Below are 22,264 nucleotides of genomic sequence, written 5' to 3'. Positions count from 1 at the left end.
CGTTGGCTCCTTATGCAGACCGCCGATGCTACTGGGCCACTCAGGTACGGCAAAGTGCTATGCAATCTTTGCTGACGAAACTGTGAGCGCGCCCGCCCTTACAGACGAAAATGCCCGGCCATGCCCTGCAGCTCGCGGCCCAGCTCGGCCAGCTGGATGCTCGAGGCGGCGGTCTGTTCCATGGCGCTGGCCGACTGATCGGCGATATCGCGGATCGAGGTGACGCTGCGGTTGATCTCCTCGGCCACCGCCGTCTGCTGTTCGGCCGCCGCGGCGATCTGCTGGTTCATCTCGAAGATCCGCGCCACCGCCTCGGCGATGGCCGTCAGCGCGCCCTCGGTCTGGTTGGCGCCCTCCACCGTCTGGCTCACCAGGCTGGCGCTCTGCGCCATGTCGGCCACCGCGCGGCGGCTGCCCTCGCGCAGCGCGGCGATCAGCGCCTCGATCTCGGCGGTGGACTGCTGGGTGCGCTTGGCCAGGGCGCGCACCTCGTCGGCGACCACAGCGAAGCCGCGGCCCTGCTCGCCGGCACGCGCCGCCTCGATGGCGGCGTTGAGCGCCAGCAGATTGGTCTGCTCGGCGACGTTCTTGATCACCTCCAGCACCGCGTCGATGCGCTGGGTGTCCTGGCTCAGGCGCTGGATGCTGGAGGTGGTGGCGTCCATCGCGCCGGCCAGCTGGTCGATGCGCTGCAGGGTCTGGCGCACCACCTGGCTGCCACTGTCGACGCGCCGATCGGCCTGCTCGGTGGAAGCCGCGGCGGCCTCGGCGTTGCGCGCCACCTCATGCACCGTGGCGGTCATCTGGCTCATGGCGGTGGCCACCTGATCGGTCTCCAGCTTCTGCCCGTTGACCCCCTGGCGGGTCTGCTCGGTCACCGTCGACAGCGACTGCGCCGAGCTGGACAGCTGGGTCACCCCGCCCTGCAGACGGCCGACCATCTCGCGCAGGTTGCCGGCCATGGCCTGCATGGCGCCGAGCAGCTGGCCGATCTCGTCGCGCCGGTCGATTTCGATGCGCGCACTCAGGTCGCCGGCGGCGATGCGCTCGGCCAGGCCGATCACCCGTTTCAGCGGCCGCACTATGGCCAGGCTGATGGCCAGCGCGGCCCCCAGGCCGACCAGCAGGGCCAGGGCCGCCGCCAGCAGGATCAGGGTGCTGCTCGCCTGCTGCGCGGCCTGCATGGCCTGGCGCTGGGCGCCTAGGGCCTGCTCGACCTGACCGAGCAGTTGTTCGATCTGCGCCACCAGCTGCAGGTAAACCTGCTTTTGCTGCTGCAGCTGCTCGGCGTATTCCTTGAGCCGCTCGTTGAAGGAGTCGACATTGACCACCACCTCGCCGAGCACCGCAGCGTAGCCGGGATCGCTCAGCGCATCGCGCAGTTCGGCGGCCAGCGCCTGGGCCTCGCCGGCTTGGGCGATCTCGACCCGCTCGAGCACTTCGCTGCGGCGGCTCGCCTCCAAGCGCTGGCGGGCCTGATCCAGCGCCTGTAACAGCAACTGGTGAATCTTGCCGACCTGCCCGGCCTGCAGCACCGCCTCGCCGCCCTGCTCGCCCTGGCTGCGCTTGAGCAGGTCGACGCCGTCCTCGGCCAGGCCCTCCTGCAGCAGGTCGAGGCTGTTGGCGGCGCTGACCACCAGCCAGTCGGCGGCCTGCAGCGACAGCTGCATGTTGTCGGTGAGCTCCACGTAACGGGCGAACGCGGCGCGGTAGTCGGCCAGCGCCGGCGCCAGCGGCGCCAGGATCGCCGCGGTGCCTTCATCGAGTTCGCCCTGCAGGGCGGCGCTGGCCTGCACTATCGCCTCGGCCTGCTCGGCCAGGCGCGCGGCCTGCTGCGGATCGCCGGCCAGGGCGAAGGCCTGCTCGCTGTGGCGCATGTGCAGCACCTGCTCGCCGAGCGCACTCATGCGTTGCTGCAGCGCCGCCCCGGCGTTCACCTCGCGCAGCGCCAGCAGTCCGGTGCCGGCCACCAGCGCGGTGAGCCCCAGCACCAGGGCGAAACCCAACATCAGTTTGCTGGCCGTGCTCAGACTGGCCAGCCGATTGCTCCACGCGCTCCCCATGACCACCCCCGCCTACTGCTCGCCGCGAATGGCCGAACATAGGAGCGCCGCCCTGCTGGCGACAAGCCAGCAGGGCCTGAAATGGCAGGATCAGCTAACTGAAGGTCGTTTCCAGAGCGGATTCATGGCCGCTGCATCTGGAACAGCTCGGTGGTGCGGCAGTAGGCGCTGCCGCCGAGACGGCCGATCAGGTCGAGCTTGAGCGGGTCGAGGCGACCCTGCTCGCTGAGCACAGCGTCGTCGATATGCGCCAGCAGCACCTCGGCGAAGATCAGGTGGCAGTTGGGGTTCGCCGCCGGATAGGGCTGAATCTGCGCCACCCGGCACTCGAAGGTCACCGGCGCGCCAGCCACCCGCGGCACGTCGATGCGCTCGCACGGCAGGCTGGCGATAGCGCAATGGGCGAACTCGCTGACCTCGTGCGGCAGTATCGCTGCACTGGCGTTCATCGCCTCGGCCTGGGCGAAGCTGACCAACTGGATCGCCAGTTCGCCGCTGGCCTGGGCGTTGCGCAGGCTGTCCTTGAGGCTGCCGTCGTCGCGGGTGTTGACGTTGACCAGCAGGGTCGGCGGCTTGTCGCTGATCACCTGGAAGAAGCTGAACGGCGCCAGGTTGGCCACCCCCTGCGGGGAACGGGTGGAAACCCAGGCGATGGGCCTCGGGGTGACGCTGGCGGCCAGCCAACGGTAGGCCTCCAGCGGGCTCAGCGTGGCGAAGTCGAGCTGCATCAGCGCCCCGCTCGCGATTCGCGAATGTAGAAGCGCGCCCGCTCGGCTTTGCTGGTGCAACCCTCGTAGGCCTCGAACTGCTGCTGGGTCTTGGCCGCGGTGAGCAGCGACAGCGCCTTGGAGTAGCTGACCGTGCCGGCGAAGCCTTCGGCCTCGGCGATGCTCAGCTCCTTCCAGGCCGCGTCCAGCTGATTGGCGCAGGTGTCGCGGTACACCGTCTTGCCGGCGCAACCGCTCAGCACCAGGGCCAGTACCGGCAAACAGATCCAATGTTTCATCGACCACACTCCTTACAAGGACATGACTACGGATTGACCCAGTGTAGGACGCCGGCGCCCGGGGAAAGTGCCCGCTTCAGCGTCCGGCGCGTTGACGCAGATACTCCACCACCGCCTGCTGCTCGCCGACGAACTCGATGCGCCCGGCCTTGCTCTCGCGCTGGAACACGTACATCGGATCGTAGTACTCCACCAGCAGCGCCTCGATCCAGCCGCGGTGGGTGTCGACCTGGCCGGCGGCGGCCTGCTCGCCGAGGGCCTGGTCCATGATCGCCGCCAGGCGCTGGTAGCGCTCGCCGCCCAGGCGCCGGGTGATGTTGGCCAGGCTCTCGCGCAGGCGCGCGGCGAAGGCGGCGAATCCGCCCTCCTCGCCGTGGACGGCGACGAACTCGGCGCACAGCTCGACCACATAGGCCTTGAGGATGCGCTCGACGCGATGCTCCAGGCTGTCCTCCAGCCACACCAGCGGGTAGTCCTGCATGGCCTGGTACAGCGGCAGCGGCAGCGAGCAGCGGCCGATCAGCCGCGCCTCATCCTCCAGCACGAACTGGCGCTGGCCGCGCGCGCGACGCTTGAGCAGGTCGATGGCCAGGGCGTTCTCGAAATCGATCTGCGCCGGCTGGGCGCTGGCGCGCTTGCCGAAGCTGGAGCCGCGATGGTTGGCGTGGCCTTCCAGGTCCGGGGCGTTGTCCAGCTGGCCGATCACCTCGGTCTTGCCGGTGCCGGTCATGCCGCCGACCAGGACGAAATCGCACTCGGCCACCGCCTGCTCGCTGGTTTCCAGGAGAAAGCCGCGCATCGCCTTGTAGCCGCCGATCACCCGCGGGTAGTCGATACCCGCCTCGCTTTTCAGCCACTGCTGGACGATCTGCGAGCGCAGGCCGCCGCGAAAGCAGTACAGGTAGCCGTCCGGATGGGCCTTGGCGAAGGCCGCCCAGGCGGCGATGCGCTCGTCCTTCAGCGCACCGCTGACCAGTTGGTGGCCCAGCTCGATGGCCGCCTGTTGGCCGTGCTGCTTGTAACAGGTGCCGACCTTCTGCCGCTCGAGGTCGTCCATCAGCGGCAGGTTGACCACCCCGGGGAAGGCGCCCTTGAGAAATTCCACCGGCGCGCGGGCGTCCATCATCGGCCGGTCGCCCAGAAAGATATCGCGGTAGTCGGCGCTGTTGTCCCGCATCACAGCACCTCGACCGCGTGGCGCTGTCGCTCGACCATCTCGCCGATGGGCGCCAGCTGCAGGCCCAGCTCGGCGGCGACGGCGAGGAACTCGGCCTCGCCTTCCGGCGCTACGGCGATCAGCAGGCCGCCGCTGGTCTGCGGGTCGCACAGCAGCAGCTTGGCCAGCTCCGGTAGCGGCGCGATCTTGTCGCCGTAGCTGTCGAAGTTGCGCAGCGTGCCGCCGGGCACGCAGCCCTGCTCGAGGTAATGCTCGACGCTGGCCAGGCGCGGCACCTGGGCGAATGCCACCCGCGCGGTGAGCCGGCTGCCGTCGGCCATTTCCACTAGGTGCCCAAGCAGACCGAAACCGGTGACGTCGGTCATCGCCTTGACCCCGGCGAGCTTGCCGAAGCGGCTGCCGGGCTTGTTCAGGGTGCACATCCAGTCGCGCGCCAGGCCGACGTCCTCGCTGCGCAGCTTGGCTTTCTTCTCCGCGGTGGTGAGGATGCCGATGCCCAGCGGCTTGGTCAGGTACAGCTGGCAGCCGACGGTAGCGGTGTCGTTGCGCTTCATATGGCGCTTGTCCACCAGGCCGGTCACCGCCAGGCCGAAGATCGGCTCGGGGGCGTCGATCGAGTGGCCGCCGGCCAGCGGAATGCCGGCCTCGTCGCACACCGCGCGGCCGCCGCGGATCACCTCGCGGGCGACCTCCGGGGCCAGCAGGTTGACCGGCCAGCCGAGAATGGCGATGGCCATCAGCGGGTCGCCGCCCATGGCGTAGATGTCGCTGATGGCGTTGGTCGCGGCGATGCGGCCGAAGTCGTAGGGATCGTCGACGATGGGCATGAAGAAGTCGGTGGTGGAAACCACCCCGCGTTCTTCGTCGATGGCATAGACCGCGGCATCGTCGCGCGAGGCGTTGCCGACCCACAGGCGCGGGTCGAGGTTCTGCGCGCCGCTGCCGGCGAGGATCACCTCCAGCACCTTGGGGGAAATCTTGCAGCCGCAACCGGCGCCGTGGCTGTACTGGGTCAAACGAATCGGCTCGCTCATGTCTCTCTCTTGCATCGACGACTGGCGGCGGATTCTAGCAAAGACCGCCTTGGCGCAGCGCCTTTGCGCGAGTAAGGTCGAAACATCGACGGGGGATTTTTCCTATGAGCAAGAAAGTGGCGCTGGTACTGGGCTCGGGGGGCGCGCGCGGCTACGCCCATATCGGCGTGATCGAGGAGCTGCAGGCGCGCGGCTACGAGATCGGCTGCATCGCCGGCTGCTCGATGGGCGCGGTGGTCGGCGGCATCTTCGCCGCCGGCAAGCTGCGCGAGTACCGCGAGTGGACCGAGAGCCTGGACTACCTGGACGTGCTGCGCCTGATCGATGTCAGCTTCCGCCTCGGCGCCATCCGCGGCGAGCGGGTGTTCGGGCGTATCCACGACATAGTCGGCGAGATCAATATCGAGGAGCTGGCGATCCCCTTCACCGCGGTCGCCACCGACCTCACCAACCAGCAGGAAATCTGGTTCCAGGAAGGCTGCCTGCACCAGGCGATGCGCGCCTCGGCGGCGATTCCCAGCCTGTTCACCCCGGTGATCCAGGGCAAGCGCATGCTGGTCGACGGCGGCCTGCTCAACCCGTTGCCGATCGTGCCGGTGGTGTCCAGCCACTGCGACCTGATCATCGCGGTCAACCTCAACGCCACCAACCAGAGCCACTACCAGCTGCCGGTGATCGAGCGGCCGGCCGCGCTCAAGGGGCGCATCGACCAGTTGATGACCACGCTCGGCTCGCGCCTGCCGAGCTTCCGCCGCAAGAGCGAGGACGACGTCCTGCTGCTGGCCGCCGAGCAGCAACAGGCCGACGCCATCGGCCCGGCCGCGGCGCCGAACCGCAACGCCGCCGGCGCCGTGCCGAAATCCGCCAGCGGCTCGCGGGTCGCCGAGTTCAGCGGCCCGGCCTCGCTGCTGGAGCTGGTCAACCAGAGCTTCGAGGTGATGCAGACCTCGCTGGCGCAATACAAGATCGCCGGCTACCCGCCGGACATCCTGATCAACGTGCCCAAGCGCGTGTGCCGTTTCTTCGAGTTCTACAAGGCGCCGGAGCTGATCATGCTCGGCCGCCAGATCGCCCGCGACACCCTCGAGCGCTACGAGCGCGAGCGTTGATCACTCGCTGTGCAGCGCCTCGACCGGCTGCAGGCGCGCCGCCCGCCGCGCCGGGGCGATGCCGGAGAGCACCCCGACCAACGCCGCCAGCAGCAGCGCCAGCAGCAGAACCCCCGGCTGCACGGCAAGCGGCAGCCCCGGTAGCGCCAGCTGCAGCGCGCCGAGCAGCGCGCCCATCAGCAGCAGCCCGGCCAGCCCGCCGAGCAGCGACAGCAGCAACGCCTCACCGAGAAACAGCGCCAGCACCTGCCGCGAGGTGGCGCCGACCGCGCGCAACAGGCCGATTTCCGCCGCGCGCTCGGCCACCGCGGTGGTCATGATGGTGAGGATGCCCACCGCCCCCACCAGCAGCGAGATACCGCCCAGCGCCGCCACCGCGACGCTGAACATGGCGAGGATGCGGTCCAGGCTGCGCAACATGTCGTCCTGGGTGGTCAGGTTGAAATCCTCCTCACCGTGGCGCTCGATCAGCAGCCGGCGCACCCGCTCGCTCATCTGCGGCGCGGCGATACCGGCGTTGAACACCAGGTTGATCTTGGCCAGGCCGTCGCGGTTGAACAGGCTTTCGGCCCAGTCCACCGGCACGTAGGCGATGTCGTCGATATCGAAGCCGAGCAACTGCCCCTGGCGCGCCATCACCCCGATCACCCGAAAGCGCGTGCCGCCGACCCGCACCGTCTGCCCCAGCGGGTTGGCCGCGCCGAACAGTTCCTGGCGCAGGGTGTGGCCGAGCACCACGTAGGGCGGCGAGCGGCCGTCGCGCGGCTCGGGAAGAAACTGGCCGAGGGCCAGCGGCAGGCGCCAGGCCGTGGCCATCTGGTGGCCGCAGCCGAGCACCCCGGTGTAACGGGTCAGGCCGGCGAACTGGATGTCGCCGTTGCCCTGGATGATCGGCACCGCCGCCTCGACGTGGGCCAGGCGGCGCAACGCATCGGCGTCGGCGATGGTCAGCGGGCGCACGTTGCTGAGCACGCCGCCGAGGCCGCCGGTGCGGGTCATGCCCGGACGGATGGTCAGGTTGCGCGTGCCGAACTGGGCGAAGTTGTCCTGCACGTAGCCACGCAGGCCGTCGCCGATGGCGGTGAGCAGGGCCATGGCGGCGATGCCGATGGCCACCCCGAGCAGGGTCAGCAGGCTGCGCAGGGGCCGGCTGAGCAGCGCCGAGCCGCTCAGGCGCAGGCCGTCGCGCAGTTGCATCAGCCGCCCCCCGCCGCGCCGTGCAGCGCCTGCACCGGTGCCATGCTGGCGGCGCGGTTGGCCGGCAGCCAGGCGAACAGTGCGGCGCAGGCCAGCGCCAGGCCGAGGCTGACCAGCCGCGCCCACCCCGGCGCATGCAACGGCAGCGCGGTGGCCAGACGCGCGCCCCACAGCAGCAGCTCGGCCAGCAGCAGGCCAGCCAGCGCACCGACCAGGGCCAGCAGCAGCGCCTCGCCGAGAAACACCAAGCGCACCTGTCCGGCGCTGGCGCCGAGGGCCTTGAGCAGGCCGATCTCGGCGGTGCGCTGGTTGACCGAAATCCAGGTCACGTTCATCACCAGGATGCCGGCCACCAGCAGGCTGATCGCGGCGATGCCGCCGAGCGCCTGGGTCAGGCGCACGAGAATCTGCTCGAAGGTGCCGCGCAGGGCGTCCTGGCCGACCAGGGTGAAATCCTCCTTGCCCTGGTGACGCCGGCTCAGGCTGGTGCGAATCTCCCGCTGCGCGCTGTCCAGGTAACTGGCGCCGCGCAACTCGACGAAGATGCGCAGCAGGCCCTCGCGGTCGAACAGCGCCTGGGCGTTGGCCAGGGGTATCAACAGGCTGTCGGAGAAATCCATGCCCAGCGACTCGCCGCGCTCGGCCAGCACGCCGATCACCCGCAGCCGCCGGTCGCCGGCGCGCAGCCACTGGCCCAGCGCCGGCCCGTCGCCGAACAGCTCGCGGCGCAGCCGTGCGCCGAGCACACCGACCGCCTCGCCCTGGCCCGCGGCCAGTGCCGGCAGCGCCTGGCCCTGGGCCAGCTGCAGGCCGCGCATGGCGAAGAAGTGGTGGTCGGTACCGACGATCAGCGTCTCGCGGTGGCGACTGCCGGCGCGCACCTCGGCGCGCCCCGACTGCTGTGGCGCCACCCGGCGCACCTGCGGCAGGCGGGCGATGGCCAGGGCATCGCCGAGGGTCAGCTCGCGTGGCGCCAGGCCGGTGACCGGCGGCATGCCGCCGGTGGTCTGGTTGCGCCCCGGCACCACGATCAGCAGGTGGCGGCCGAGCTGGTCGAACTCGCCGATGACGAAGCGCCGGGCGCCCTCGCCCAGGCCGCTGAGCAGCACCACGGCGAACACGCCGATGGCGATCGCCAGCAGCAGCATGGCGCTGCGCGAACGGTGCCCGCGCAGCCCGCCAAGCCACAGGGCGCAGAGGTCGGCGGCGCGCATCAGGCCACCCGCAGTTGCGGTGGCCGCGCCTGGCCGTCGTGCAGCCACAGCTGGCGCCGTGCGCGCGCCGCATGCTGCAGGTCGTGGGTCACCACCACCAGGGTCTGGCCTTCGGCATTGAGCGCTTCGAGCAGGGCGAACACCTCGCTGCCGGCCTGGCTGTCGAGGTTGCCGGTGGGCTCGTCGGCCAGCAGCAGTGCCGGGCGCATGACCATGGCGCGGGCGATGGCCACCCGCTGACGCTGACCGCCGGACAGCTCGGCCGGGCGATGGCACAGGCGCTGACCGAGGCCGAGGCGTTCGGCCAGCTCGCGGCTGCGACGGCGCCGCTCGGCGGGGTCGATGCCGGCCAGGAGCATCGGCAGCTCGATGTTTTCCAGCACGTTCAGGCGCGGGATCAGGTGGTAGGCCTGGAACACGAAACCGATATGCCGGCTGCGCAGCTCGGCGCGGCGACGCTCGTCGAGCGCCACGGTGGCCTCATTGTTGAGCCAGTATTCGCCGGCATCCGGCACGTCGAGCAGGCCGAGAATATTGAGCAGGGTCGACTTGCCCGAGCCGGACGGGCCGACCACCGCCAGGTAGTCGCCGGCGGCGATCTGCAGATTCAGCGCCGCCAGGCCGACGACCCGCTGCTCGCCGCTGGCGAAGCCGCGCGTCACCCCCTGCAGGCGGATCATCACTGCGCTTCCGCGCTGCGCGAGACCACCGCGATGCCGTCCTTGAGTCCCTCGCGGTCGAGGCTGGCGAGAATCCGCTCGCCCTCGTGCAGGCCGTCGAGCACCTCGGTCCAGCGCCAGTTGGCCAGCCCCGTGTTCAGCTCGACCTCGCGCAACACGCCGGTGGCCGGGTCGTAGCGCAGCACCCGGCGCCCCTCCAGCAGGGTCTCGGTGGGGATGCGCAGGCTGCCGGCGCTCTGCTCCAGGAGGATTTCCACGTCGGCGCTGTAGCCGGCCAGCAGGGTCACGTCCACCGGCAACTGGGCGAAGCGCACCTCGACGTCGACGGTGCGCGCCTGCTTCTCCAGCTCGCGCACGAAGGGCGCGATGCGGCTGACCTGGCCATGGAAATGGCGGCCGCGAAAGGCGTCCAGGCTGATCCGCACCGGCATGCCGATACGCACCCGGCCGGCGTCCACCTCGTCGATAGGCGCATCGACGTAGAGGCAGCTGTCGTCGATCAGGTCCACCGCCGGCGGGGTCGGAATGCCCGGCGGCGACGGGGTAACGAATTCGCCCAGCTCGCCGTTAATCTGCGCCACCACCCCGGCGAAGGGCGCGCGCAGCACGGTCTGGTCGAGCAGCGAGCGCTGCAGCGTCAGGTTGGCCTCGGCCTCGCGAATCTGCACCTGCTGCGCGGTGCAGGCCAGTTGCGCCAGGCGCGCCTTGGTCTCGGCCTGGTCGAGGCGCTCGAGCGAGGTCAGCTTGCGTTCACCCAGGTGCTGCAGGCGGCGGTGATCGCGCTGGTACAGCTCGGCTTTGCGGCACAGCTGTTCGCGCTCGCTGCGGCGTACCTCGAGACGTGCGCCGGCCTCCTCGACCCGCGCCTGGCGGTCGTCCTGGCGCAGGCGCATGAGCACCTGGCCGAGCTCGACGTGCTGGCCCTCGTCGACCAGTAGCTCGCTGACCTGGCCGCCGACGTTGAACGACAGCCGCGAGCGGCGACAGGATTTCAGGGTACCGGCGCGGGTATTGGCGACCAGGGTTTCCACCGGGCCACGCTCCACCGCGATCAGTTGCACGGGCATCGGTTGGGGCCGCTGCCACCACCATACAACCGCCAATAAACCGGCGAAAACAATGAGGGAAATCGACAAGCCGCGCATAAGTGCCTCTTTCTTGACACCCCAGCTTCAGCCTAGGTCAGCCTCCCCTCGTCAACAACGCGGCACGCCCGCCATTGGTCTCTTGATAGAAGTTCTTAGTTTCAACGGTTGATACGTCTCATGCCTGTTTGTCCGGCGGCAGCTGGTCGAGGGCTGCCTGGTTGTCCGGCGCCTTCTCCGCAACCCAGTCGCTGAGCAGGCTGTAAGCCACCGCCAGCAGGGTCGGGCCAAGGAACAGGCCCATAAAGCCGAAGGCGAGGATGCCGCCGAACACCCCGAGCAGCACCACCACCAGCGGCAGGTTGCCGCCGCGACTGATCAGATAGGGCTTGAGGATATTGTCCACGCCGCTGATGACGAACATGCCCCAGGCGCCGAGGAACAGGGCGAAGCCGTACTCGCCCTGCCACACCAGCCAGGCGGTGGCGGGTATCCACACCAGCGGCGGGCCCATCGGCACCAGGCTGAGGACGAAGGTGAGAATACCCAGCACCAGCGCTCCCGGCACCCCGGCGATCCAGAAGCCGATCAGCGCCAGCAGGCCCTGGGCCGCGGCGGTGCCGATCACGCCGTTGACCACCCGCTGCACGGTGCCGGCCACCAGCTCCAGGTAGTGGTCGGCACGCTCGCCGATCAGCCGTTCCAGCAGGCTGTGCACGAACACCGCCAGGCGCGGGCCGTCGCGGTAGAAGAAGAACACCAGCACCAGGCTCAGGCCCAGCTCCAGCATGCCGCCGCCGAGCTGGGCGCTGCGCGCCAGCAGCCAGTTGCCGACCTGGCCGAGGTAGGGCCGCAGGGTGGAGAAGAAGGCCGCGCCCTGCTGGTCGATGGTCAACCACAGAGTGGCCAGGCGCTCGCCCACCAGCGGCAGGCCGACCAGCCAGCTCGGCGGCGGCGGCAGGCCCTCGACCTGCAGGTCCTTGATCAACGCGTTGGCGTCCTTGATGTGATCGGCCAGGTTGAAACCCAGCCAGATCAGCGGCACCGCCACCAGGATCACCCAGCCGCAGGTGAGAATGCCCGCGGCCAGCGACAGCCGCCCCTGCAGCGCCTGGGTCAGCAGACGCATCAGCGGCCAGCTGGCGAAGGCCAGCACCGCGGCCCAGAACAGCGCCGACCAGAACGGCGCCAATACCCAGAGGCTGGCGGCCAGCAGGCCGAGCAGCAGAATCTGCACCAGCAGACGATCGTTAGTGGCCATGACCCGAAACTCCCTTCGTTGCAACGACAGAGCGCCCCTGGAGGGCGCTCTGGATGTGCCTGGTTGTGCGGCGCAGCTTAGCGCAATAGACGCACCGCCAGGGCTTCGCCGGCACCCTCGCCGAGTTCCAGACGCGCCTCGCGCACGCGCTGGGCGATCAGTGCCTCGCGCCAGGCCTGCGCCTGGCTGCCGGAGAGGCTGACGCGCAGCGTGCTGTCGAGGTTGAGGCTGCGCGCCAGCACCTCGGCCCAGGCGCTATCCGCCCGGGCTGCATCCGGCAATTGCAGCAGGCCGTCGCTACGCAGCTGGCGCAGCAGGGTCGCCGGGGTCGGCAGCAGCTCGCCCAGCGGCGCCTCGGCATCCAGCTGCTCGGCGTGCAGGTAGGCGCGGCGGTTGCCGCGGGTGATGCTGTACAGCGCCAGCAGGCTGTCGTGGTTGGGCTCGGCCAGGCGCAGCAGCGCATAGGCCTGCTGGTCGTCGGAACCGTACAGGGTGGCGTTGCCGAACACCGAATTGGCCCACAGGCTGCTGGCGCCGCATTCGCGCCCCTGGCACCAGTAGAGCAGCTCGGCGCCCTGCTCCAGCAGGGACTCGCGCGCGCTGGTAAATACCTGGTCGGCGCTGTGGGTGCGCGGCAGCTCGTAGGTCACCGCGGCGTGCCGGCCCTGCGCCAGGATCTCCCGCTCGTAGCGCAGGCGCCCGCTGATGCGGCGGATCGAGCCCTGCGGGTAGATGCGTTCCAGGCTCGGGCTTTCCTTGTAGGCGACGATCGTGCTCGCCGGAAAACGCGGCAGGCTGTCGAGGTCGCGGCTGCCGGGCAGATCGGCAGCCAGCACGCCGCCGCTGCCCAGCAGCGCGACCACTAGGGCGAAACCTTTCATACGCGCCCTCATTGGATCAGCATCGCTTGCGCGGCTTTTACCAGGCGCGCCTCGTCGACCTCGCGCTGCGGCACCTGCAGGCCGCGCTGCACCGCCGGGCGCGCCGCGATGGCGTCCAGCCAGCGCTGCAGATGCGTCAGCCCGTCGAGCGAGACGCCGGCCCAGTCGTGCACGCGCACCCAGGGGAAGGTGGCGATATCGGCGATGCTGTAGTCGCCGGCCAGGTATTCGACCTCGCCCAGGCGCGTATCGAGCACCTCGTAGAGGCGGCGGGTCTCGTGCTGGTAGCGGTCGATGGCGCCCTGCAGCTTTTGCGGGAAATAGCGGAAGAACACATTGGCCTGGCCCTGCATCGGGCCGACCCCGCCCATCTGGAACATCAGCCACTGCAGCACCCGCGAGCGGCCCTTGGCATCGCTGGGCAGCAGTTGGCCGGTCTTTTCGGCGAGGTAGATGAGGATGGCGCCGGACTCGAACACGGCGAAGTCGTCATTGTCGCGATCGACGATGGCCGGAATGCGGCCGTTGGGGTTGATACGCAGAAAGGCCGCGGCCTTCTGCTCCTTGCGCTCGAAACTGAGGGCGTGCACCTGATAAGGCAGGCCGAGTTCCTCCAGGGCGATGGATGCCTTGTGCCCATTGGGGGTGGCGGCGGTATACAGGTCGATCATGCGATCCTCCATGGCAGACCGCCACACCTTTCCCCATGAGCCGTCGGCAAGTCAAGGCAAGCGCAAAAATGGATTGAAACAATCCGCGACACGTTGCGCGCCGGCCTCGTCGTCCAGGTGCAGGTGGTGGCCGCCCGGCAGGCGGCGCACCTCGAACGGCAGCCCCTGCAGCAGCTGCTGCACCGCCGGCTGCGCCTGCATCATGCCCTGCTCGGCCAGCACCAGGCTGACCGGGCATTGCAGGGCGCGGACGAAGGCCTGGGCATGGGCCCAGCTCAGGCGCAAGGGCGAAGCCAGGGTCAGGCGGGCGTCGGTGCGCCAGGTGTAGCCGCCGGGCACCGGCATCAGGCCGCGCTGGGCGAGCAGTTCGGCGGCCTCGCGGCTGACCGCGCCGACGCCCTTCATGCGCGCCTCGACGGCTCGCGCCACCTCGGCGTACACCGGCTTGCGCTTGCCATCCAGGGCGAGCTTGGCGCGCAGCGCCTCGCCGAGTTTCGCCGGTGCGGTGTCGGCCTCGCCGGTATAGGGCACCAGGCCGTCGATCAGGGCTAGGCGGGCGATGCGCTCGGGCATGGCGGCGGCCAGCAGCACCGCGGTGATCGCGCCCATGGAGTGACCGAGGATGGAAAAGCGCTGCCAGCCGAACTGCTCGGCCACCTGCAGCACGTCGTAGGCGTAATCCCACAGGGCGTAGCCGGCGCCCGCCGGGCGGTGTTCGGAATGGCCGTGGCCGGCGAAATCCAGGGCGACGATGCGCAGTCCGTCCAGCTTCGGCGCCAGGCGGGCGAAGCTGGCGGCGTTGTCCAGCCAGCCGTGCAGGGCCAGCACCGGCAGGCCGTCCTCGGGGCCGTAGAGATGGGCGGCCAGCTCGATATGCGGCAGGCTCAGGCGGACTTCTTCGAAACAGGCGCTCATGCGGACTCCTCAAGCGGGCCGGCCCAACGGGCGAACAGCTGGCGCAGCAGCTCGGCGGTGGCCTGCGGGCGCTCCAGGGGGAACATATGGCCGCCCGGCAGGCTCAAGTATTCGCCGCGCGGCATGCGCCGCAGCAGGCGGGCGTGATGCGGCAGCACCACCCTGCTGTGGCGGCCGCGGACCATGGCCAGCGGCACCGCCAGTTGCTGCGGGCGCCCCGGTGCGGTGTGCGGTACGCTGCGGTAGATGCTGATCTCGGTGGCCGGATCGAACTTCAGGCGCAGGCCCTCCCCCGCCGGCTGCAGGCCATGGCGCACGTAGGCGTCCAGGCATTCGGGATCGAAGCGGCGGAACAGGCTCTTGGCGGCGAAGTAGTCGCGCGCCTCGGCCGGGTCGGCGAAGGCCTCGCGCCGGCCCAGGGTGCGCCCGGCCGGGGTGATGCGGTCGATGAAGCCGAAGCGCTTGGCGGCGCGGATCACCATGCGGTCGGCCAGGGTCAGCAGCGGCGAGTCGAGCATCACCACGCCGCGGTACAGCTCCGGCCTGAGCAACGCGGCGTGATAATGCAGCACGCCGCCGAGGGAATGGCCGACGCCCCAGACCGGCTCGTCGCCGCCTTCCAGGTGATGGATCAGCTCGGCAACCAGGTTGGCCCAGTTGTCGTCCACCGGAAAGCGCGGATCGTGGCCGTGCTGCTGCAGGTGGCGCACCCGGTAGTCCGGCGCCAGGGCGGTGAACAGCTTGGCGTAGGTGGCCGAGGGAAAACCGTTGGCGTGGGCGAAGAAGATCGGCTGCGGCATGCGCGGCGCTCGCAAAATGAACACCGGGCGATTTTCCGGCAGCCCCGTCGCCGCGGCAATGACCGTAACCGCCATTGATGGCGGCGCTATGGCCAGAACTATCGGCGGCGCCCGCTCATGCCTTGGGCGGTTGCTCGCCCAAGGGCACTATGGCCATGGTCAGGCGTGAGATGCAGCTGGGCTTGCCGTCGTCGCCACTCAGGCGGATGTCCCAGACGTGGGTGGTGCGCCCCAGATGCACCGGCCGCGCCACGGCATGCACGCGCCCTGTGCGCAGGCCGCGCAGATGGTTGGCGTTGACCTCCAGGCCGACGCAGTAGAAGCGACTGCTGTCGATGCACAGGTAGCTGGCGGTGGAGCCGAGGGTCTCGGCCAGCACCACCGAGGCACCGCCATGCAGCAGGCCGTAGGGTTGATGGGTACGCGCATCGACCGCCATGCTGGCGCTGAGCGAATCGTCGTCGAAGGACTCGAAGCGGATGCCCAGCAACTCGCCGATGGTGTGTTTCTGCAAGGCGTTGAGCGCATCGAGATCGGGGGCTTGTCGCCACAGGCTCATGGGGCATTCCTTATGCTGTCGGGAAACCGGGCCGACGCCGCCGGCCCGCTCGCATTCACTCGTGCCAGAGCACTGCTTCGCTGCGCTGCTGCCACTCGGCGAAGCGCGCGCCGTAGGCACCTTCGACCACATTGCGCTTGATCTTCAGGGTCGGCGTGAGGAAGCCGTTCTCCACCGCCCAGACCTCCTTGACCAGCACCAACCCCTGCAGCCGCTCATGCTGGTCGAGACGCCGGTTGACCTCCTCGAGCAGCGCCTTGAGGCTGCTTTCCAGCGCGCCGCGGCTGTCGTTGGCGGCCTCCTGGCGGCCCGCCTCGGACAGTACGCAGAGCGCCAGGGGTTGTGGCAGGCCGTCGCCGACCACGCAGACCTGCTCGATGCGCGAATGCTCGCCGAGACGGTTCTCGATGGGCGCCGGCGCCACGTACTTGCCCTTGCTGGTCTTGAAGATCTCCTTGATCCGCCCGGTCAGGCGCAGGTTGCCCTCGGCGTCCTGCTCGCCCTTGTCGCCAGTGCGCAGGAAACCGTCTTCGGTGAGGGTCTCGGCGGTCTTGACCGGGTCCTTGTAGTAGCCCTGCATGGTGGCGCCGCTGCGCACCTGCACCTCGCCGTCCTCGGCGATGCGCACCTCCACGCCGGGGCTGTTCTGGCCGATCCAGCCCTGCTTGAACTTGCCCGGCCGGCACACGTGGGAGTAACCGCAGTTCTCGGTCATGCCGTAGACCTCCTGGATTTCCAGGCCCAGGCGGCGATACCAGCCCAGCAGCGCCTCGGGCACCGGTGCGGCGCCGGACAGCGCGTAGCGCACGGCGTCTAGACCGAGCCCGGCGAGCACTTTCCTGCCCACCAGGCGGCCGATCAGCGGCAGTTTCAGCAGGCGGTCGAGCTTTTGCGCCGGCATCTTGGCGTACACGCCCATCTGGAACTTGGTCCAGATGCGCGGCACGCCGAACATCACCGTCGGCCGTGCGCGCTTGAGGTCGTCGAGGAAGGTGTCCAGGCTCTCGGCGAAGAAGATCGTCTGCCCGGCGTAGATCGATGCCAGCTCGACGAACATGCGCTCGGCCACGTGGCACAGCGGCAGGTAGGACAGCAGGCGGTCGCCCTCGCCGACGCCGAACAGCTCGATGGCATTGCTGGCGGCGAAGCCGAAATTGCCGAACTGGTGCATCACCCCCTTGGGCGTGCCGGTGGTGCCGGAGGTATAGATGATGGTGGCCAGCTGGTTGGCCGCGGGTTTGGGATCGTCCTGGATCGGTGCGCAGCGCTGCAGGTCGTCCCAGCTGTAGTCGAACTCGCCCGGCGGGTGCAGCGGCAGGCTGACGGTCGGCAGCCCGGCGGGCAGCCCCGGCGCCATGGCCGGCCAGTCGTCGAGCTTGCCGATCAGGGCCAGCGCCGCTTCGGAATGCTCCAGCACCTGGCGCATCGACTCGGCGGTGAGGTTGGGGTACAGCGGCACCGAGACGTGCCCGGCCATCCAGATCGCCAGGTCGGCGACTATCCAGTGCGCGCAGTTCTTCGACACGATGGCGATGCGGCTGCCCGGTGCCAGTTCGCGGCTGCGCAACCAGTGGGCGGCGCGCCGCGCCTGTTCGCCCACCTCGGCCCAGCTCAGCTCCAGCAGCTGGCCGCCGCCGAGAGGCTGGACCATGTAGCGTTTGTTCGGGTGCTTTGCTTCACGCTCGTAGAACAGCTCGAGCGGCAGACGGATCGCATCGGCCACAGGGCTTCCTCCTTGTTGTTTTTATGGGGGTCAACCAAGCACTTGCTTGGTCGACTATTCCACGCAGACAAGGACGGCGCAAGTTAAGAAATGTTTCCCCGGTCGCCCGGCTAGCCGGCTACAACCGCGTGTCGCGAGATCAATGCGGATGGATCAGCGCCAGCAGCTCCATCAGCCCGGCCGCCGGCAGATCGCCGTCGAGTTCGGCCAGGCTGGCGGTGCGCATCGGCAGCGGCTCCTGGCGATTGCCATGCACCAGCAGGCCGCCGAGGGCGCCGATCAGCGGCTGGTGGCTGACCAGCAGCATTTCCGCGCCTTCGCGCTCGTCGAGGTACTTGAGCACCTCGCGCGGGTCGCTGTCCGGTGTCAGCCAGGGCACGGTGCCCACCGCGCCGGCGAAACCCAGCGCGCCGCGCACCAGTTCCGCGGTCTGCTGGGCGCGCACGTAGGGGCTGGCGAGAATCGCCGTGAGCGGCCGTCCGGCCAGTTGCGCGGCGGCCTGCAGCACCTCCTTGCGGCCGTGGGCGGTCAGCTCGCGCACGGCATCGCTGGCGGCCTGCGGCTCGGCCTGACCGTGACGCAACAGCCACAGCCTCACAGCTTCGGCTCCTCGTCGCGCACCGGGTGCGGCGCCGGCGGGATGCTATGGGCGGTCTCGCCTTGCGGCGCGCGCGGGGTCGGCCAGTCGGCGAACGGCCAGGGCTTCTCATCGCTGTTGAAGGTGCCGAAACGGCCGATCTGCATCAGGTACTGGCTGAGGCTGTCGCCGAAGCCCAGCAGGCTGGCGTTCGGCGCACCGTAGAACAGGCGGTAGCCGAGTTGCAGCAGCACCACGGCGCCGAGCAGCAGCTCGGCCAGTTGCCAGACGATGACGAAGATCACCATCCACAGAATGCGCAACAGGATCGACTCGCGTTCCAGCTCCTGCTTCTCATCGTTCATCACTTGCTCCTTAGAAACCCGCGGTGGGAATGAAATCGACGTCGGTCTTGGGTTCGCCGCGCATCAGCAACTCGATCACCTGCGCCAGCGTGCGCCCCTCGAACAGGATCGCGTGCAGCCCGGCGACCAGCGGCATGTACACCTCCAGCTCCTCGGCGCGCGCCTTGAGCACCTTGAGCGTATTGACCCCTTCGGCGACTTCGCCCAGGCGCTGCACCGCCTCGTCCAGGCTGAGGCCTTCGCCGAGGGCGAAACCGACCTGATAGTTGCGGCTTTTCGGTGACGAACAGGTGACGATCAGGTCGCCCACCCCGGCCAGGCCGAGGAAGGTCATGGGGTTGGCCCCCAGCTTGACGGCGAAGCGGGTCATCTCGGCCAGGGCACGGGTGATCAGCATGCTCTTGGTGTTCTCGCCCATGCCGAGGGCCGCGGCCATGCCGGACATGATGGCGTAGACGTTCTTCAGCGCGCCGCCCAGCTCGACGCCGAAGCGGTCGGCGCTGGCGTAGACGCGAAAGGTGCGACCGTGCAGGGCCTGCTGCACGCGCAGGCAGAGTGCTTCGTCCTCGCTGGCGATCACCGTGGCGGTCAGCGCGTGCTCGGCCACTTCCTTGGCCAGGTTCGGCCCGGACAGCACGCCGATGCGCGCATCGGGGGCGATTTCCTCGAGAATCTGGCTCATCAGCTTGAAGGTCTTGGCCTCGATGCCCTTGGTGGTGCTGATCAGCAGCTTGCCGGCGAGCAATCCGGCCACCGGTTGCAGCGCCTCGCGCAGGGCGCTGGAGGGCAGCGCGACCAGCACCAGCTCGGCCTGCTGCAGGGCGCCGGTCAGGTCGCTGGTCGGTTCGATGCCCGGGTGCAGCTTGACGCCCTTGAGGTAGCGCGGATTCTCGCCGCTGCGGCGCATCTGCTCGGCCTGCTCGGGGTCGCGCATCCACTGCAGGACGCGCTGGCCGTTCTCCGCCAGCAGATTGGCCAGGGCGGTGCCGAAACTGCCGCCGCCGAGTACGGCAATGGGTTGAAGCTCTGTCATAACACTTCCGAATGGGGCCATGCGCGATGGCGGTCTGCAGGCATTATACGGAGCCGCGAGTGACCGGCCAGGGCAAAAGTTCGCCGGCCGCATCGGTCCCGGCGGGCAAACGCGAAATGGCGCAGAGTGCGCGCGCCTGGCGCTGGCAAAGCGCGCCGGGTCGGTTAACATGCCGGCTCGACGTAATTTGCCAAGGACGACCCGTGCCCACAGGCAGCCCCTTGCCCCGCCCTGCCCGCTACAGCCGCCGGCAGCGCCGCACTCCGACAGGGACAGTACGACCATGAGCCAGCGCCGCGGCTGGAACATCCACACGCGCACCCAGCTGATCAGCGTCGGCCCGGCCCTGCTGCTGACCCTGCTGCTGACCGGCTTTCTCACCTTCACCCGCCTGCAGGACCTGCGCCAGGAGCAGGGCCACACCGGCCAGCTGATCGCCAACCAGCTGGCCCCGGCCAGCGAGTACGGCGTGCTCAACGGCAACCTGGGCACCCTGGAAAACCTGCTGCGCGCCACCCTGAGCACGCTGGACGTGCGCTTCGCCGAGGTGCGCGACCGCGACGACAACATCCTGGTCTACGTCGAGCGGCCCAAGGAACAGGGCCACAGCACGCCGCAGGTGGAGGTGTTCCAGGCGCCGATCCGCCTGCAGCGCCCGCCATCCGGCGCGCAAACTGCGGTGCCGCACGGCAAGACGCTCGCCGACGGCTACCTGGGACGGGTGGTGGTGGGCATGTCCAACGACACCTTCAACGCCCGCCAGCAGGAAATCCTGTTCAAGGCCGGGGTGCTGTCGCTGCTGGCCCTGCTGCTGACCTTCCTCCTCGCCCGCCGCCTGGCCCGCCGCCTGGCGCAGCCGCTGAGCGCCATGGGCCAGGCCCTGGAACGCATCCAGGCCGGCGACTACCGCCCGGCGCTGGCCGAGCGCGGCAACGACGAGCTGACCGACCTGGCGCGGCACATCAACGACCTCGCCAGCGCCCTGGATCGCAGCGGCCGCGAGCAGCAGCAGGCAATCGCCGAACTGATCCAGGCGCGCGAGGAATCCGAGCAGGCCAACCGCGCCAAGTCCGACTTCCTGGCGATGATGAGCCACGAGCTGCGCACGCCGATGAACGGCGTACTGGGCATGCTGCAGCTGCTGGAGACCACCAGTCTCAACGACGAGCAGGCCGAGTACGCGGCGCTGGCCACCGAATCCACCGAGCACCTGCTCAAGGTGATCAACGACATCCTCGACTTCTCCCGCATCGAGCGCGGCGCGCTGGAGCTCGAGGCCATCCCCTTCAACCTGCCGGAGCTGTTGCAGGGCTCGATCCAGGTGTTCCAGCACAGTGCCCAGCAGCGCGGCCTGCAGCTGCAACTGGACAGCCAGCCGGGGCTGGAGCAGCTGGAGATGCGCGGCGACCCCACGCGCATCCGGCAGATCCTGGTCAATCTGATCGGCAATGCGCTGAAGTTCACCGAAGATGGCGGCATCCGCGTGGAAACCCGCTGGCAACCGCTGGACGAGCAGGTGCTGTGGTTCACCTGTGCGGTGCACGACAGCGGCATCGGCATCGACGCCGAGCGCCTCGAGCACATGTTCGACGCCTTCCAGCAGGCCGATACCTCGATCTCCCGCCGCTACGGCGGCACCGGCCTCGGCCTGCCCATCGCGCGCACCCTGGCCGAGCGCATGGGCGGCACCCTGCGCGCCGAGAGCGAGGTCGGCGCCGGTTCGGTGTTCACCCTGGAGATTCCCCTGCCGTTCCGCCAGCGCAGCGAACAGGAACAGGCCAGCGAGAGCCTCAAGCCGGGCGGCGACGGCCAGTCGGTGCTGCTGGTGGAGGACAACCCGGTCAACCAGACGGTGATCGAAGCCATGCTGCGCAGCCTGGGTTACCGGGTCAGCCTGGTCGGCGATGGCCAGCAGGCGCTGCACAGCTTCGCCCAGCACGATTACGCAGCGATCCTGATGGATTGCCGGCTGCCGCTGATGGACGGCTACGAAGCCACCCGGCAGATCCGCCAGCAGGCCGGAGGCCAGCAGATACCGATCATCGCCCTGACCGCCAACGCCCTGCAGGGCGACCGCGAGGCCTGCCTGGCCGCGGGGATGAACGACTACCTGGCCAAGCCCTTCAAGCGCGCGGATCTGCAACACATCCTGCAGCGCTGGCTGCCACCCCGACCATAGGCGAGTGGCAGCGGCGCGGTGGCGGGGTTACAAGGAGAAATGCCGGCGGCTGTGACAAGGCCGCGGCAGCGGAGTACAACTGTACTCACCGCGCTGTGACTTTCACCACAACGCAACAGTCTATGACTAGGCTGCCGGCAGACGCCTACCAGGCGTGGCCGGCCAGGACGATTCGCCCAGCCTTAGAAGCGTGGGGACAATTGAGGAGCTCGCATGACAAGACAAAACGCCTATACCCGGGAAGACCTGCTCGCCTGCAGCCGCGGCGAACTGTTCGGTCCGGGGAACGCGCAACTGCCCGCCCCGAACATGCTGATGATCGACCGCATCGTTCACATCAGCGAAACCGGCGGCAAGCACGGCAAGGGCGAAATCGTCGCTGAGCTCGACATCAATCCGGACCTGTGGTTCTTCGGCTGCCACTTCGAGGGCGACCCGGTCATGCCCGGTTGCCTCGGTCTCGACGCCATGTGGCAGCTGGTCGGCTTCTACCTCGGCTGGCAGGGCAACCCCGGCCGCGGCCGCGCCCTGGGTTCGGGCGAAGTGAAGTTCTTCGGCCAGGTGCTGCCGACGGCGAAGAAGGTCACCTACAACATCCATATCAAGCGCACCATCAGCCGCTCGCTGATCCTCGGCATCGCCGACGGTAGCGTCAGCGTCGACGGACGCGAGATCTACAGCGCCGAAGGCCTGCGCGTCGGCCTGTTCACCTCCACCGACAGTTTCTGAAGGACT

General features: G+C 69.1%; 22 protein-coding genes. 3 read left to right on the top strand and 19 right to left on the bottom strand.

What is annotated here, in order from left to right:
- Positions 1–98: 98 nt before the first annotated feature.
- The 5 genes from AC1G9C_RS10395 to selD all read right to left on the bottom strand — a co-directional run bounded on the left by AC1G9C_RS10395 (position 99) and on the right by selD (position 5,280).
- On the bottom strand, positions 99–2,063 hold the full coding sequence (locus tag AC1G9C_RS10395) for a methyl-accepting chemotaxis protein (protein ID WP_480410115.1): 1,965 nt from the start codon (positions 2,061–2,063) through the stop codon (positions 99–101).
- 122 nt (positions 2,064–2,185) lie between these two features.
- The gene (locus tag AC1G9C_RS10390) at positions 2,186–2,791 is read right to left on the bottom strand and encodes a flavin reductase family protein (RefSeq protein ID WP_480410114.1); all 606 of its coding nucleotides are present in this window, start codon (positions 2,789–2,791) and stop codon (positions 2,186–2,188) included.
- Positions 2,791–3,069 (bottom strand): hypothetical protein, encoded by a 279-nt coding sequence (locus tag AC1G9C_RS10385; protein WP_021444222.1) that lies wholly within the window; start codon positions 3,067–3,069, stop codon positions 2,791–2,793. The genes AC1G9C_RS10390 and AC1G9C_RS10385 overlap by 1 nt, the downstream gene beginning before the upstream one ends.
- A gap of 76 nt (positions 3,070–3,145) precedes the next feature.
- On the bottom strand, positions 3,146–4,246 hold the full coding sequence (mnmH, locus tag AC1G9C_RS10380; protein ID WP_397497210.1) for a tRNA 2-selenouridine(34) synthase MnmH: 1,101 nt from the start codon (positions 4,244–4,246) through the stop codon (positions 3,146–3,148).
- A complete protein-coding gene (gene selD, locus AC1G9C_RS10375) occupies positions 4,246–5,280 on the bottom strand; it encodes a selenide, water dikinase SelD (protein ID WP_480410113.1) in 1,035 nt (344 codons plus the stop codon). Before selD ends, mnmH begins: the two co-directional genes overlap by 1 nt.
- Before the next feature lie 104 nt (positions 5,281–5,384).
- Between selD and AC1G9C_RS10370 the strand changes: the two genes are divergently transcribed.
- Positions 5,385–6,389, top strand: coding sequence for a patatin-like phospholipase family protein (locus AC1G9C_RS10370; protein ID WP_122107768.1), 1,005 nt, complete (start codon positions 5,385–5,387; stop codon positions 6,387–6,389).
- On the opposite strand, the gene AC1G9C_RS10365 is transcribed toward AC1G9C_RS10370, so the two are convergent.
- The 14 genes from AC1G9C_RS10365 to AC1G9C_RS10300 all read right to left on the bottom strand — a co-directional run bounded on the left by AC1G9C_RS10365 (position 6,390) and on the right by AC1G9C_RS10300 (position 19,350).
- On the bottom strand, positions 6,390–7,586 hold the full coding sequence (locus AC1G9C_RS10365) for an ABC transporter permease (protein WP_397487656.1): 1,197 nt from the start codon (positions 7,584–7,586) through the stop codon (positions 6,390–6,392).
- Entirely contained in the window at positions 7,586–8,800 is a 1,215-nt protein-coding gene (locus tag AC1G9C_RS10360) for an ABC transporter permease (RefSeq protein WP_480410112.1), read from the bottom strand. Before AC1G9C_RS10360 ends, AC1G9C_RS10365 begins: the two co-directional genes overlap by 1 nt.
- A complete protein-coding gene (locus tag AC1G9C_RS10355; RefSeq protein WP_480410111.1) occupies positions 8,800–9,480 on the bottom strand; it encodes an ABC transporter ATP-binding protein in 681 nt (226 codons plus the stop codon). The genes AC1G9C_RS10360 and AC1G9C_RS10355 overlap by 1 nt, the downstream gene beginning before the upstream one ends.
- A complete protein-coding gene (locus tag AC1G9C_RS10350) occupies positions 9,480–10,625 on the bottom strand; it encodes an efflux RND transporter periplasmic adaptor subunit (protein ID WP_457790513.1) in 1,146 nt (381 codons plus the stop codon). The genes AC1G9C_RS10355 and AC1G9C_RS10350 overlap by 1 nt, the downstream gene beginning before the upstream one ends.
- A gap of 118 nt (positions 10,626–10,743) precedes the next feature.
- The gene (locus AC1G9C_RS10345; RefSeq protein ID WP_480410110.1) at positions 10,744–11,826 is read right to left on the bottom strand and encodes an AI-2E family transporter; all 1,083 of its coding nucleotides are present in this window, start codon (positions 11,824–11,826) and stop codon (positions 10,744–10,746) included.
- Between the two features lie 77 nt (positions 11,827–11,903).
- Positions 11,904–12,707, bottom strand: a complete 804-nt coding sequence (locus tag AC1G9C_RS10340; RefSeq protein ID WP_457790511.1) for a DUF4892 domain-containing protein — start codon at positions 12,705–12,707, stop codon at positions 11,904–11,906.
- A gap of 8 nt (positions 12,708–12,715) precedes the next feature.
- Positions 12,716–13,378, bottom strand: a complete 663-nt coding sequence (locus AC1G9C_RS10335) for a glutathione S-transferase family protein (protein WP_457790509.1) — start codon at positions 13,376–13,378, stop codon at positions 12,716–12,718.
- A gap of 51 nt (positions 13,379–13,429) precedes the next feature.
- On the bottom strand, positions 13,430–14,293 hold the full coding sequence (locus AC1G9C_RS10330; RefSeq protein WP_457790507.1) for an alpha/beta hydrolase: 864 nt from the start codon (positions 14,291–14,293) through the stop codon (positions 13,430–13,432).
- Entirely contained in the window at positions 14,290–15,093 is an 804-nt protein-coding gene (locus AC1G9C_RS10325; RefSeq protein WP_480410401.1) for an alpha/beta fold hydrolase, read from the bottom strand. The genes AC1G9C_RS10330 and AC1G9C_RS10325 overlap by 4 nt, the downstream gene beginning before the upstream one ends.
- 115 nt (positions 15,094–15,208) lie before the next feature.
- On the bottom strand, positions 15,209–15,652 hold the full coding sequence (locus tag AC1G9C_RS10320) for a hotdog fold thioesterase (RefSeq protein ID WP_480410109.1): 444 nt from the start codon (positions 15,650–15,652) through the stop codon (positions 15,209–15,211).
- Positions 15,653–15,707: 55 nt separating this feature from the next.
- The gene (locus AC1G9C_RS10315) at positions 15,708–17,375 is read right to left on the bottom strand and encodes an AMP-binding protein (RefSeq protein ID WP_480410108.1); all 1,668 of its coding nucleotides are present in this window, start codon (positions 17,373–17,375) and stop codon (positions 15,708–15,710) included.
- Positions 17,376–17,514: 139 nt separating this feature from the next.
- Entirely contained in the window at positions 17,515–17,973 is a 459-nt protein-coding gene (sixA, locus tag AC1G9C_RS10310; protein ID WP_122107761.1) for a phosphohistidine phosphatase SixA, read from the bottom strand.
- Complete coding sequence (locus AC1G9C_RS10305; protein ID WP_397497223.1) at positions 17,970–18,317, bottom strand: DUF4389 domain-containing protein; 348 nt, start codon at positions 18,315–18,317, stop codon at positions 17,970–17,972. Before AC1G9C_RS10305 ends, sixA begins: the two co-directional genes overlap by 4 nt.
- A gap of 10 nt (positions 18,318–18,327) precedes the next feature.
- The gene (locus AC1G9C_RS10300; protein WP_480410107.1) at positions 18,328–19,350 is read right to left on the bottom strand and encodes an NAD(P)H-dependent glycerol-3-phosphate dehydrogenase; all 1,023 of its coding nucleotides are present in this window, start codon (positions 19,348–19,350) and stop codon (positions 18,328–18,330) included.
- 283 nt (positions 19,351–19,633) lie between these two features.
- Between AC1G9C_RS10300 and AC1G9C_RS10295 the strand changes: the two genes are divergently transcribed.
- Both AC1G9C_RS10295 and fabA read left to right on the top strand, forming a co-directional pair.
- The gene (locus AC1G9C_RS10295) at positions 19,634–21,529 is read left to right on the top strand and encodes a response regulator (protein WP_480410106.1); all 1,896 of its coding nucleotides are present in this window, start codon (positions 19,634–19,636) and stop codon (positions 21,527–21,529) included.
- Positions 21,530–21,742: 213 nt separating this feature from the next.
- Entirely contained in the window at positions 21,743–22,258 is a 516-nt protein-coding gene (fabA, locus tag AC1G9C_RS10290) for a 3-hydroxyacyl-[acyl-carrier-protein] dehydratase FabA (protein ID WP_021443686.1), read from the top strand.
- Positions 22,259–22,264: the final 6 nt, after the last annotated feature.

It is taken from the genome of Pseudomonas sp. ABa2 (assembly GCF_056676075.1).
The sequence above is the reverse complement of the archived record's forward strand: the minus strand, read 5'-3'. Positions and strand labels throughout refer to the sequence as shown.